12 protein-coding genes are annotated in these 13803 nt (G+C 32.1%); 9 read left to right on the forward strand and 3 right to left on the reverse strand.

Features of this window, described 5'->3' with window-relative positions; genetic code table 11:
• Nucleotides 1–34: 34 nt before the first annotated feature.
• The gene (locus SH09_RS05880; RefSeq protein ID WP_042738694.1) at nt 35–2836 is read left to right on the forward strand and encodes a 2-oxoglutarate dehydrogenase E1 component; all 2802 of its coding nucleotides are present in this window, start codon (nt 35–37) and stop codon (nt 2834–2836) included.
• 13 nt (nt 2837–2849) lie between these two features.
• Nucleotides 2850–4121 carry a dihydrolipoyllysine-residue succinyltransferase gene (sucB, locus tag SH09_RS05885; RefSeq protein ID WP_042738695.1) on the forward strand — a complete coding sequence of 424 codons (1272 nt, stop codon included), beginning with the start codon at nt 2850–2852 and terminating at the stop codon, nt 4119–4121.
• Nucleotides 4122–4406: 285 nt separating this feature from the next.
• On the opposite strand, the gene SH09_RS05890 is transcribed toward sucB, so the two are convergent.
• Together SH09_RS05890 and SH09_RS05895 are read right to left on the reverse strand one after the other, a co-directional pair.
• A complete protein-coding gene (locus SH09_RS05890; protein WP_042738696.1) occupies nt 4407–4958 on the reverse strand; it encodes an XRE family transcriptional regulator in 552 nt (183 codons plus the stop codon).
• 226 nt (nt 4959–5184) lie between these two features.
• A complete protein-coding gene (locus SH09_RS05895; RefSeq protein WP_042738697.1) occupies nt 5185–6060 on the reverse strand; it encodes a helix-turn-helix transcriptional regulator in 876 nt (291 codons plus the stop codon).
• A 108-nt stretch (nt 6061–6168) separates the two neighbouring features.
• Here SH09_RS05895 and SH09_RS05900 point away from each other — a divergent pair, with 108 nt between their 5' ends.
• From SH09_RS05900 to SH09_RS05920, 5 genes are all read left to right on the forward strand, one after another.
• Nucleotides 6169–7035, forward strand: a complete 867-nt coding sequence (locus SH09_RS05900) for a sugar phosphate isomerase/epimerase family protein (protein WP_042738698.1) — start codon at nt 6169–6171, stop codon at nt 7033–7035.
• A gap of 52 nt (nt 7036–7087) precedes the next feature.
• Nucleotides 7088–7972, forward strand: coding sequence for a sugar phosphate isomerase/epimerase family protein (locus SH09_RS05905; protein WP_042738699.1), 885 nt, complete (start codon nt 7088–7090; stop codon nt 7970–7972).
• Nucleotides 7972–9120, forward strand: coding sequence for a Gfo/Idh/MocA family protein (locus SH09_RS05910; protein WP_042738700.1), 1149 nt, complete (start codon nt 7972–7974; stop codon nt 9118–9120). The genes SH09_RS05905 and SH09_RS05910 overlap by 1 nt, the downstream gene beginning before the upstream one ends.
• 38 nt (nt 9121–9158) lie before the next feature.
• Nucleotides 9159–10163, forward strand: coding sequence for a Gfo/Idh/MocA family protein (locus SH09_RS05915; RefSeq protein ID WP_042738701.1), 1005 nt, complete (start codon nt 9159–9161; stop codon nt 10161–10163).
• Nucleotides 10164–10465: 302 nt separating this feature from the next.
• Complete coding sequence (locus tag SH09_RS05920) at nt 10466–11284, forward strand: ATP-binding cassette domain-containing protein (protein WP_042738702.1); 819 nt, start codon at nt 10466–10468, stop codon at nt 11282–11284.
• 852 nt (nt 11285–12136) lie between these two features.
• Here SH09_RS05920 and SH09_RS05930 read toward each other — a convergent pair.
• Nucleotides 12137–12328, reverse strand: coding sequence for a hypothetical protein (locus SH09_RS05930; RefSeq protein ID WP_042738704.1), 192 nt, complete (start codon nt 12326–12328; stop codon nt 12137–12139).
• Between the two features lie 216 nt (nt 12329–12544).
• On the opposite strand from SH09_RS05930, the gene SH09_RS05935 reads away from it, so the two are divergent.
• Nucleotides 12545–13354: a VOC family protein gene (locus SH09_RS05935; RefSeq protein ID WP_042738705.1), complete on the forward strand. Its 810-nt coding sequence runs from the start codon at nt 12545–12547 to the stop codon at nt 13352–13354.
• 14 nt (nt 13355–13368) lie between these two features.
• Nucleotides 13369–13572, forward strand: coding sequence for a DUF6501 family protein (locus tag SH09_RS05940; RefSeq protein WP_042738706.1), 204 nt, complete (start codon nt 13369–13371; stop codon nt 13570–13572).
• Nucleotides 13573–13803 lie beyond the last annotated feature (231 nt).

The raw sequence follows: 13803 nt of genomic DNA on the forward strand, positions 1-13803 counted from the left end.
GTAAGCGTTTCAACTATTTTGTGGAGGGTGTAAAATGAGCAACGAAAAACAGGTTTCCGAGGCACCTGTAAATTTCGGGGCAAATCTTGGATATGTTTTGGATTTATATGATATATATCTAAACGATCCTGCTTCAGTCCCTGAAGATTTGCAAGTCCTATTTAGTACAATTAAAGACGGTGAAGCAAACATCGCAACAAATACAACAAATCAATCACAATCGACTAAAGGCGACAGTACTATTAAACGTGTGATGCGCCTAATCGATAATATTCGCCAATATGGGCATTTATTGGCAGATATTTATCCAGTCAACAGACCAGCGAGAGAACATGTTCCAAAATTAAGTATAGAAGATTTTAATTTAGATCGTGAAACGCTTGAATCTATCTCAGCTGGTATCGTTTCTGAGCATTTTAAAGATATTTATGATAATGCTTATGAAGCAATCGTACGTATGGAAAAGCGATATAAAGGACCAATCGCTTTCGAATATACTCATATTAACAATAATAAAGAGCGCGTATGGTTGAAGAGACGAATCGAAACACCATACAAAGCCTTATTAAATGAAAATCAAAAAATTGAACTTTTTAAAAAATTAGCACATGTTGAAGGCTTTGAGAAATATCTACACAAGAACTTTGTTGGAGCAAAACGCTTTTCAATTGAAGGTGTAGACTCACTCGTTCCAATGCTTCAACAAACATTAAAGTTAGCCAGTGATGAAGGTATACAAAATATTCAAATCGGTATGGCACACCGAGGCAGACTAAATGTACTGACTCACGTACTTGAGAAACCATATGAAATGATGATTTCTGAATTTATGCATACTGACCCTATGAAGTTCCTACCTGAGGATGGAAGCCTTCAGCTTACTTCTGGTTGGTCAGGAGATGTGAAATACCATTTAGGTGGCGTAAAAACTACTCAATCTTATGGAATTGAACAACGTATTTCATTAGCAAATAACCCTAGTCACTTAGAAATCGTTTCACCAGTAGTGTTAGGTAAGACTAGAGCAGCACAAGATGATACGCATAAATCAGGTGCAGTTTCAACAGAGTTTAAAAAATCAATGCCAATTATCATTCATGGTGATGCAGCTTATCCTGGACAAGGCATAAACTTTGAAGCGATGAACTTAGGTAATTTAGATGGTTATTCTACGGGTGGTTCATTACACATCATCACAAATAACCGTATTGGCTTTACTACTGAACCACATGATGGTCGTTCAACAACATATTCTTCAGATGTTGCTAAAGGATATGATGTGCCAATCATGCATGTAAATGCAGATGATGTTGAAGCTACTATTGAAGCAATTGAAATTGCAATGGCATTCAGAAAGGAATTCCATAAAGACGTTGTTATTGACCTTGTTGGTTATCGTCGTTACGGGCATAACGAAATGGATGAACCATCTATAACAAACCCACTACAATACCATGAAATTCGTAAACATGATTCAGTAGATGTTCTTTACGGTAAACAACTCGTAAATGAAGGTATTATCACTGAAGATCAAATGAATCAAATTATCGACGATGTACAAAAAACATTACGTGCAGCACATGATAAAATTGATAAAAACGATAAAATGGACAATCCAGATATGCAAAAACCTGAAAGTCTAGCTGAACCTATCCAAACTAAGGATGAAGATGTCAGCTTAGAACGTTTGAAAGAAATCAATGATGCGATGTTAACTTATCCATCAGGTTTCAATGTTCTTAAAAAATTAAATAAAGTACTTGAAAAACGACAAGAACCATTTGAAAGTGAAGAAGGATTAGTTGATTGGGCACATGCTGAGCAATTAGCATTTGCAACAATTACGCAAAACGGAAATCCAATTCGTTTGACTGGTCAAGACAGTGAACGTGGTACATTTAGCCATCGTCATGCAGTTCTACACGATCCTGATACTGGGGAAGAATATGTGCCATTACACCATGTTCCTAACCAAAAAGCGACTTTCGAAGTACGAAATTCACCACTTTCAGAAGCAGCAGTCGTTGGTTTCGAATATGGATATAACGTGCAAAACAAAGCATGTATGACGATTTGGGAAGCTCAGTACGGAGATTTCTCTAATATGGCTCAAATGATATTCGATAACTTCTTATTCAGTGCTCGCGCTAAATGGGGAGAACGTTCAGGCTTAACATTGTTATTACCACATTCATTTGAAGGTCAAGGACCTGAACACTCATCTGCTCGTTTAGAGAGATTCTTACAACTTGCAGGCGAAAACAACACAACAGTTGTTAATTTATCTAGTTCTAGTAACTATTTCCATTTATTACGTGCACAAGCTGCTAATTTAGATTCTCAATCTATGAGACCTTTAGTAGTTATGTCACCTAAGAGCTTATTACGTAACAAGACGGTAGCGGATCCAATTAGCAAATTTACTACAGGAAAATTCGAACCAATTTTACCTGAGGAACATGATAAAAATACCGTGAAAAAAGTAATACTAGCTTCAGGAAAAATGTTTATCGATTTAAAAGAATACTTAGCAAAAAATCCAGATGAGTCTATTCTTTTAATCGCTGTAGAAAGATTGTATCCATTCCCAGTTTCAGAAATTGAAGCATTGTTGAATGAGTTACCAAATCTAGAAAATGTAGCCTGGGTACAAGAAGAACCTAAAAACCAAGGCGCTTGGTCATTTGTTTATCCATATTTAAAAGAACTTACAACAGACAAGTATGATTTAAGTTATCATGGTCGTATTCAACGTTCAGCTCCAGCTGAAGGTGACGGTGAAATACACAAACTCGTTCAAAATATGATACTAGAACAAAGTACAAAAATTAACTAGGGGGAAGTTAAGCATGCCAGAGGTAAAAGTTCCAGAATTAGCAGAATCAATCACAGAAGGTACCATTGCAGAATGGTTAAAACAAGTAGGCGATAGCGTTGAAAAAGGAGAAGCTATTGTCGAATTAGAAACAGATAAAGTGAACGTTGAAGTTGTTTCTGAAGAGGCAGGCGTAATCCAAGAACAATTAGCTAACGAAGGTGATACAGTTGAGGTAGGTCAAGCAATTGCTGTCGTTGGTGAAGGAAGTGGCAATGCAGATGGCGGCTCAACAAATGATGCGCCTAAACAAGAAGAAGCTAAACAAGAAACAAGTAATGAGAATGATAAATCAGATGATGAATCATCTAAACAAGATGCATCTTCATCTTCAGATAAAGACTCACACCAACGTGTCAATGCTACACCATCTGCGCGTAAATATGCCCGTGAAAAAGGCATTGATTTATCAGAAGTAGCACCACAATCAAATGATATTGTCCGTAAATCTCATGTAGACCAAAGTCAGTCAAATAATCAACAGGCATCACAACCTGCTGCAAAAGAAGAACCTAAAAAAGCACAACCACAAAATCCATCTAAACCTGTAATTAGAGAAAAAATGTCACGTCGTAAAAAAACTGCTGCTAAAAAATTATTAGAGGTTTCTAATAATACAGCTATGTTAACGACTTTCAATGAAATTGATATGACAAACGTAATGAATTTACGTAAACGTAAAAAAGAGCAATTCATTAAAGATCATGATGGAACAAAATTAGGTTTCATGTCATTCTTTACTAAAGCAGCTGTCGCAGCATTGAAAAAATACCCTGAAGTAAATGCTGAAATCGATGGAGACGATATGATTACTAAACAATTTTACGATATCGGTGTTGCTGTATCTACTGATGATGGCTTACTTGTACCATTTGTAAGAGATTGCGATAAGAAAAACTTCGCTGAAATTGAAAATGAAATTGCAAACCTAGCGAAAAAAGCACGTGATAAAAAATTAGGTTTAGATGATATGGTAAACGGATCATTTACAATTACTAACGGTGGTATCTTCGGTTCAATGATGTCAACACCAATCATCAATGGTAACCAAGCTGCAATTTTAGGTATGCATTCAATTATAACTCGCCCAATTGCAATAGATGCTGATACTATCGAAAATCGTCCAATGATGTACATTGCATTAAGTTACGATCACAGAATAATCGATGGTAAAGAGGCAGTAGGATTCTTAAAAACAATCAAAGATTTAATTGAAAATCCTGAAGATTTACTATTAGAATCTTAATCCACAACACAAAATAGTTTATAAACCCTAATACAACGGCGTTCAGCGTCGTTGTATTTTTTTACTTTTAAAGATTTAGGGTAATATGCCTTTAAACGTACCTCGATTAATTTAAGTAAACATAAAAATATTGAAATATAAAAAACACCTCCGTATGATTCATTTTAAATGTAGTCAACGAAAGTGTTTTATATATAATTCTAACAAATGTTTGAGATCAACTCACAGCTCATATAATCACTATATGAGCTTGTATAAAGTAAAGGGATATCTCCCCTCAATTAATCAATAATGTACCATCATATTAAACCTACATAGGCTTTCTGAATGATTTTCAAATATATGGAAGACATTGCCATTAAACTTTATTGAATCAAAGCTGTTAACGTTATAGCGTTCTCCATCTATCGTTAATGATAAATAACCATCATAGACTGTTATATAAACAGTACTGCTAGCGCCATATGGTGTTCCGTTCATAAATCCGTTACGCTCTAAACTAATCATTTTAGATTCGAATTTCTTGTGTATATCAAATGTAAAATATGGATATATTATATAGCCATCATCTGATGATTGTATGGTCTCCAATCGTTCAGCTGATATTTTCTTCACATGGTTTACATGTATTTCAGTTGTTAGATCTGCAAGTGACAACTTTAAACCGTGTGCTATCTTCCATAAAACTGTAAGAGAAGGAGTGGAATCATATCTTTCAATTTGTCCTAACATTGCTTTACTCACTCCAGAAATGGTTGACAAATATTCTAAAGAGTAACCATTTTGTTTTCGATAAAATTTTAAATTCTCTGCAACGATTTTATTGATATCCTCCATTAAACCCACACCTTTATATTCATTTTTCTGTATAAAATAATTAAATCTTTACATATGTTATAACATATTTTTAGACGTTATAACATTAATTGGTATAGGGGAGGGGTCAAGTTATTGTAATAACAGTACATTGTATCATATACTCGAAAACTAAACTTTGTGATAGTTATTGATATTTTTGATAAAAATACACTGTCATACATATAAGACGAATCGCATTTTTAATTTAACTTGCATTAAAATGTTTATAATAATCTCTTGGGCTACATCCATAAGCTGATTTGAATCTTCTATAAAAATTAGAATAATCTGTGAAACCACATAGATTTGCAACTTGTTGAGGACTTTCTCCTTTTTTTAACATATATTGCGCATTTTGCAGTCTTTTATGTAGCAAATACTTATAGGGTGGATATCCAACTAATTTTGTAAATTGTTCAGTTATTTTATATCTACTTACATAAAATTGTTGCTCTAAATCTTCTAAAGAAATAGGATGGGCAAAATTCACTTCCATATAATCTAATATTTGTCTAACAAGTTCTGAACTGTTCGTTTGGTATGGTTCCAACGTTCTATTATCTTCTGCAACTCTATTTAGAATAATAAAGAATTGTGTTAATAATGCATGTTCATTTAGCTTTTTCCCACTATAATTATGGTCCTGTTCCTTTAATAAACCTTGCCAGATATAATACAATTCTCTTTTTTGTATTTCTGTTAATTGTAAAAGACTTTTGAAATGTACTGAAGAAATATCAAAGCATTGTCCTAAGTCAAAATCTTCAGTAGATAATTTTTTTATCAAATCACGATTAAACCTTAAACCAATTCTCTCAGCATGACCGTCTAATTGCTCATTTAGTTTATGAAATTCATAGGGTGTGATAATTAATAAAGAACCAACATCTAATTGATATGTACGATCCTCTATTGTATAGATCATGTTGCCTGATAATGAAAAGAATATTTCGTAATGGTCATGATAATGTAGTTCATTACCAAAATGTCCATCACTTATTTTATGCCATGCCGCGTAAGAGCCATGACGATTTAAGGAAATGGTATCTAAGTTGAACATTATTTCATCTTTATATGACATTTAGAATTCCTCCTCAAATAACAATCTTTTCCTCTTTATTTACAATGTTCATAATTTTCTAAAAATATATACTTATATTATAACATTTTTATTGAAAGGATGAGTGACATGGTTAAACCACGTATAGGAGTACAAATGATGATGCTAAAAGAAAAGGTTAATGAAGAAGGTATATATAATGTCTTAAAAAAAGTACACGATCTTGGTTATAACAGTTTTGAAGTATCACAAATTGAAATGTCAGAACATAATGTTTCAGAAATGCAACGGGCAATCAATGATTTAGGTATTGAAATTTCAGCAATGTCTTGTGGTGTTGAAGATATTTCTGAAACAGAAAAATTCCCTGGAGATACATTACAAAACAATATAGAGAAAATCATTGCAGATTGTAAGGCAGTGAATTGCAATATTTTAAGAATAGGCATGTTACCAATAAATTATATGGGGTCTAAAGCAAAGGCACTTACATTTGCAAATAAATGTGAGTTTTATGCCAAACAACTAAAAGCTGAAGGTATTGATTTGTATTACCACGCTCATAATTTAGAATTCGTTAAATACGATGGCCATTATATGTTGGATTTAATGCGAGATAATACGACACTTCTTGGCTTCGAATTAGATATTCATTGGATATGGAGAGCTGGACTAGATCCTATTGCAGTACTGAAAAACTATAAAAATAGAATTCGTGCGATTCATTTAAAAGATTACAGAATTGGTGAAATTGATATGGATCAATATCCAGGAGAAGGTCATGAAAAGATTTATTTCATGCTTCATATGATTACTCAGTTTGCGGAACTTGGTGAAGGTAATCTACCATTACTGCAGATTATTCAAGCAGGTTTTGACAGTGGTAGCGAATATTTCTTCGTAGAACAAGATGCACTTTATGGTAAAGATGCTTATGATTGTTTAGTTACAAGCCGTGATTATTTATTGGCTAATGGCTACCGAGATTGGTTCTAAACCTCAAATTAACGACAATTTTGTAAGCGCTAACAATAGAAAGGTGAATAAAATGAATAAAATTAAAATATCAGGATTTTCTGATGAAATTGCTTCGGATTTTACAACACAATTGAAAACTGTTAAAGAGCTAGGAATGAATTATATTTCTTTGCGAGCAATTGATGGGCACAATATTAGTCAATTTACTGTCAATACGATTCAAGACCAAGTCATCCCAAAACTGGAACAATGGGGCATAGCAGTATCTTCCATTGGTTCACCAATTGGAAAGATCTATATTGATGATGAAGTATCTTTTCAACAACAATTAATAGAATTAGAGGAACTATGTAAAATCGCTAAATTATTAAATTGCGATTACATTAGAATATTCAGTTTTTATATACCAAAAGATAAAAATTTTGATAATTACAAAGTACAAGTAGTAGAAAAATTACAGCAATTTGCAGAAATTGCAGAATCGCATCATGTTACTTTATTACATGAAAATGAAAAAGATATTTTCGGTGATATTGGTCGTCGTTGTAAAACTATTTTAGACGAAGTAGCTTCGGATCATTTTAAAGCAATTTTTGATTTTGCTAACTTTGTGCAATGTGGTGAAGATCCGCAAAATTGCTATGATTTACTCTCTCAATATGTAGACTATATTCATATTAAAGATGCAGTATATAAAGACAATGTCAATGTCGTATGTGGTACTGGTGATGGTCAAATTGCAGCAATCTTAAAGCAGTTTTTCAATAATGGTTATTGTGGATTTTTAACATTAGAACCACATTTAGTTCTTTTCGATTCTATAAAAGATTTAGAGATTGAACATTCTACAGAAACTATTGAAAATGCTGCTGCACAAACTGGCGCAGAGGCATATCAAATACAATACAACGCATTATTAGAAATATTAAAAGAATTAGAAGAGGAGCATGCTTAATGGAAAAAGTACGTTTAGGAATCATAGGCTTTGGTGCACAGGGAAGTACTTATGCAGAATTTATCAATAGTGGCAAAGTTGAAAATCTCGTTATTGGTGGCATTTGTGATATTGATCCAGCAAAAAAAGTACAAGTTCAACAACTTTATCCAAATGTGCCATATTTTGATAGTTATCAATCATTAATCAAAAGTGGTGAAGTGGATGCAATAGTTACAACAGTACCACATTATCTACACACTGAAATTGGAAAATATGCCTTAACACATGAAGTTCATGCATTGTTAGAAAAGCCTGCTGATATTTACGCTTCTAAAGTACAAGAAATTACTGAGTTAGCACAAACTAAACCTCATTTAACATTTGGTATATTTTTCAATCAACGTACTAATCCGCTATATCAAAAGGTAAAATCACTTATCGATACTGGTGTAATTGGCAATATCCGTCGTACAAATTGGATCATTACTACTTGGTGGCGACCACAAGCGTATTACGATCAAAGCGCGTGGCGTGCAACATGGTCACAAGAAGGTGGCGGTGTATTAGTCAACCAAGCGCCGCACCAAATCGATTTATTACAATGGCTATGTGGTTTACCGAAAAAAGTATATTCAAACATTAAATATGGCTACCAAAGAAAACTCAACGTCGATGATGATGTTACAACGGTTCTAGATTATGGTAATGGAGCGACTGGTGTTTTTATGACTTGTACTCACGATGTGATAGGCACAGATCGTTTAGAAATAACTGGCGATAAAGGGAAGATACTTGTTGAAGATAGTTCTAAATTAACCTTGACACGTTTAAACGAATCAGAAACATCTATGAACAATAAAATGAATTGGTCTGAAGCACAAGAAATATTTAAAGGCAAAGCATTAGATGACATTTATAGTAGAGAAACATTTGAATTTAACAGTATTTGGGGAGAGCAACATATTAATGTACTTAACAACTTTGCAGCTAATATAATTGACGGAACACCTCTCATTGCTCCTGGAAGTGATGGTATTAATGGTGTAAATTTAGTTAATGCATTTTATTTATCCAGTTGGCTAGGTAGAGAAGTTACACTTCCAGTTGATTCACAACAGTTTGAACTCGAATTAAACAAACAAATCACAACTGAGAAAAACGAATAATAAATCTATTATAAACAAAGTCAAATGGAGTGAATGCTATGCTAAATATCGGTATTGTTGGCCTTGGCGATGTATCAAATATCCATATACAAGCCATTAATAATAATCCACATGCGCAAGTTATCGCTGTATGTGATAGTGATCAATCACTTAAACACAAAGTTCCGGAAGTTCCTTTTTATGAAAAGCTTCAAGATATGTTAAATTACGAAGATCTTGATTGTGTCCATATTTGTTTACCGCATTATTTGCATTTATTTGCTACAAGACAATGTGTGGAACAGGGGGTCCACGTACTTCAAGAGAAGCCCTTAGCACTTAATGCAAGGGAAGGCTCTGAATTATTAGAACTAGAAAAAGCATATCCACATATTAAAATTGGAATCTGCTTTCAAAATAGATACAATAAAACATTTCAAACATTACAAAAAATTGTAGAAAGCAATATATACGGTCCAATAAAAGGAATCAAAGCACTTGTCACATGGTCACGTCCAAATAGCTATTACACTGATAAACCGTGGCGTGGCCAGTTAAAACATTCTGGTGGAGGCGTATTAATTAATCAAGCAATTCATACATTAGATTTAATGCAACTTCTAGGTGGTTCAATGAATTCAATTCGCGGTAATACCACACAACTTTTAGATTACAATATTGAGGTTGAAGATACTGCTTCAGCAAATATTATTTTTAACAACAAGGCGCATGGTCTATTTTTCGCAACAAATGCTAGTATTTCGAATAGTAGTATTGAATTACAAGTTATCTTTGAAAATGAAAAGCTTACCATAAAAGATAATATACTGACACGAGTTAATTCAGACAATATTAAAGAACAAATCGCAGCAGATGATATCATGCCAGGTACAAAATCATATTATGGCCCCAGTCACGGAAAACTAATAGACCATTTTTATAACTGTATAGATTATAATTTAAATAATTATATTCATGTTGAGGATGCAATTACAGCCAATGTGATGATTGACGCCATAGTAAAATCATCACACACAAATCAAACTGTTATGTTAAATGAATAAATAAATTAAATATAAAATAAGTGAAATGAATTCATAAAAAAAGAGACAAATCCTATGTCGTTCTAATGCATTAGGGTTTGTCTTTTTAATTTAACTTCAAAATATAAAGCAATTATTTACATTACGTATATATCTTTTACTAAAAATAATTAACATAAAGCCTAATAGCTATCATTTATATTGATATTACACTCTAAATGATTGATTTTACTATTTAACTTTCATACAATTATTTTATGAAAAGAACTTTACAACATATTAGTTAATTTATTTATTTTATGCAATAACAAAGGTGGAATAATATGGACTATGCCATCAAGGCAACAAATATATCTAAATATTATAATAAAAAGAGAATTATTGAAAATTTATCCTTTAATATCCCTAAGAATGCAATAACTTTAATAAAAGGGCAAAATGGGGTTGGTAAAAGTATTACGCTAAAATTATTAACCCAATTAATTACACCAACATATGGAGATATTGACTGTTCGTACACGATAAGCTATGCACCAGATACCTTACCAAAAAACATTAAATTAACAGTAGCGTCATATCTAAACTACATTAGGAAACTACACGTCAATAAAAGAAACTATATCGACAATGAAGGTTTAAATCACTTAATGGAACGCTTTAATTTAACTGCGTTTCGCAATACACCTTTAACCGAATTATCAAAAGGTACATTGCAGAAAGTCAATATTATTCAGTGCTTACTGAACAATACTGATATATTAATCTTCGATGAACCATTCTCTGGATTAGATGAAGCAACCGAACAAACATTTATAAATTATTTATCTGAACTTGCGCATGATAAAACGATTATCCTAACTGCCCACAACCATATTATAGAAAATACTATAGTTACTCATGTACTTAATTTAAATACTAAACAATTCTATCAGGTACACGATAAGAAAAACATTGAGTTAAAACAAATATTAATTCCAAATCAGAAAACGACATTGCCGAATGAAATTCAGCAATATATCGCTGATCAAAAACAGAAAGAACACAACATTATTGCGCTTACAGCATTAAAAACGAATAGCAACCTTTTAATAAAGTCATTAATTGATCATAACTATGAAATCATAGAAGTAAAGGACCTATAACTATGCTCACAACTTTTATTAAATATGAACATTCAAAATTTATAAAATCTTATCTATACATAGCACCTGTATTCCTGTTCTTATTAAGCGTAGTAGGCATATACATTTATCGAAATATACCGATTTTATCCAGTTTCGCTTCGACAGCGATCATATTATTTATTATTTTAACTTGGATTACCATTATTAATTTCAATCATGATGGTACGAACGAACGTCATATTCTATATTGCCAATTACAAAGTCGAATAAGATATCTCAATAATAAGATATTGTATTTATTTATATTCAGTTGTCCATTAATTGTGTTATCACTGGTCTATCCAATAATAATTGGGGCATTTGATAAAGCACTGACTCTCAATTTGCTCATCATTGGACTTATTGTTCATTGTCTAATGAGTGTCTTTGGAATCTTACTAGGTACTTTTGTTACCAATACTATAATTAAGAGTAAGAAATATACCTGGCTGCTGACAACCTTAATTGTGGTTATCATCTTAACAAAGACTATGCTTATAGAAAGTTTACCATTATTAAAATGGATCTTATGGGTGTTCCCACCAATCAATCGTTTTATTAATTTATTAACATCTGATAATTTACAATTGACAAATTTTCAATTTCTAAGTGCTATATTATTAGCAATTGTCTATTGCATTTGTGCATATCTCATAATTAAATTACTTTTTCACAGAACATCTGACTTATAAATATAATAGCTATCTACATAAGTTGTCGGTAAAATAATCACTACATTAAAAAAGCGAGTTAACGTTGATGCATATACATCAACGTTAACTCGCTTTTTTATAATAATTAATCATTATATTTATATTGCTTTAAACTTATTTAAGCAATAAACAAAAACAATTCAATTAGTGCAATAATCAAAAATACTAGAAAGATTATTCCATAGATATTATTATTAGATTTTGCAGAACCTTTGGCTTTCTGTTTACTATTTAAGTTAGTTACGAAAGTGATTCCTGAGTAAACTGCAATTAACACTGTGATTGCAAAGATAATCCAAATTCCAGACATAAAATAACGCCCCTTCACTTTACTTTTACTTAAATTGAAGTTTTACCTAAAATTTATATTTTATGATATATACATTTTAATACATTTCAAGTCTATATCCAATGCCATTTAATTATAATTTTGTGAACGGTTGAGTAGAACGACAGTTCGTCATACAAATATACTGAAAAATGCGTTATAATAAGTTGAAAAGACAAAAATAGAGGGGTACATTAAATGAATGGTCTTAGAAGTGTTACAACAGGTACAAGCGATTTAGCGAAAACTAAAACATTATTTAAAGATATACTCGGACTGAATGTTGCAGAAAAAGGTCAGGCCCTTCGCTTTGGAGATGCTGAATTAAATTCTGGGACACGACTGCATTTTGTCGAAATACCAAACTATGATAACCGTAATAACCATATTGAAAATATTGGTCTTCGTATACCCAGTGATGAAGGACTGAATGAGTATCAAGAAATATTAACGAAACATCAAATTGCATACGAAGAAATTACAGATTTGAATGGTCATAAATACTTTAATTTTAAAGACGATAATCTTCAACCTTTTAATATATATTCAAATGAACATAACACTGGAGCACCACTCGGTATGCCTACATTTGAAAGTACAGTAAATCCGTTACATCAAATACAAGGGTTGGGTCCAGTTATAATCAGAGTTAATGAATTATTACTTACTCAATCGGTATTAACTGAGGTGTTCGGATTAATACATTTTGCTGAATATAAACCTTCAGCAACTGCAGATTATAAGGTTCAAGTATTTCAAATTGGTGATGGTGGACTAGGTGGCGAGTTACATGTTCATGCCTCTGATATCCCACTAGAATTACCTGAACACGGTATTGTAGAGCAAATAGAATTTGCTACAGAATCTAAATCACAATTTCAACATGCAATTGACCAATTAGAATCAATTGGTATCAAATATCAAAGTCTTGATCAAAATGGCGAAAGATCCATTAGAATTTCTGAGAATAGCGGTATCACATTTATCTTAACATTAGAAGGACAATAGAAAGGATTTTTAAAATGCTACACGAAACTTGGAAAGAACGTACACCAATTAAAAAGGTCGAAGTTACACATACAGATGCTCAAAAGTTTAAAGTATCGGATATGTTAACTGTTGGCAAAGTATATGATGTAATTAACGAAACAGAAGAATATTATCAAATTATTGATAATTCTGGGCTTGTTGGTGGCTATTACAAGACTTATTTTAAGGAAGTTTAAACAATATACACCGAAATCATATAATGTATTAATTAAACACTTATTCATTTATTTTCATCAAATTTAGACTAGAATTTGGAATGGCAAGCGTAATATTTAAAAGAAAATATTATGATTCACTTATTTTTAAGTAATGTGGGTTATAATATTTTTATTTGATATTACTTTCGGACACTTTTAATAGCAACCGAAACGATGCTTACTCATTTCAAATTCCGGTCTATTTTTAAT

Origin of the sequence: Staphylococcus gallinarum, assembly GCF_000875895.1 — a bacterium.
In the GTDB taxonomy this organism is placed as follows: Bacteria; Bacillota; Bacilli; order Staphylococcales; family Staphylococcaceae; genus Staphylococcus; species Staphylococcus gallinarum.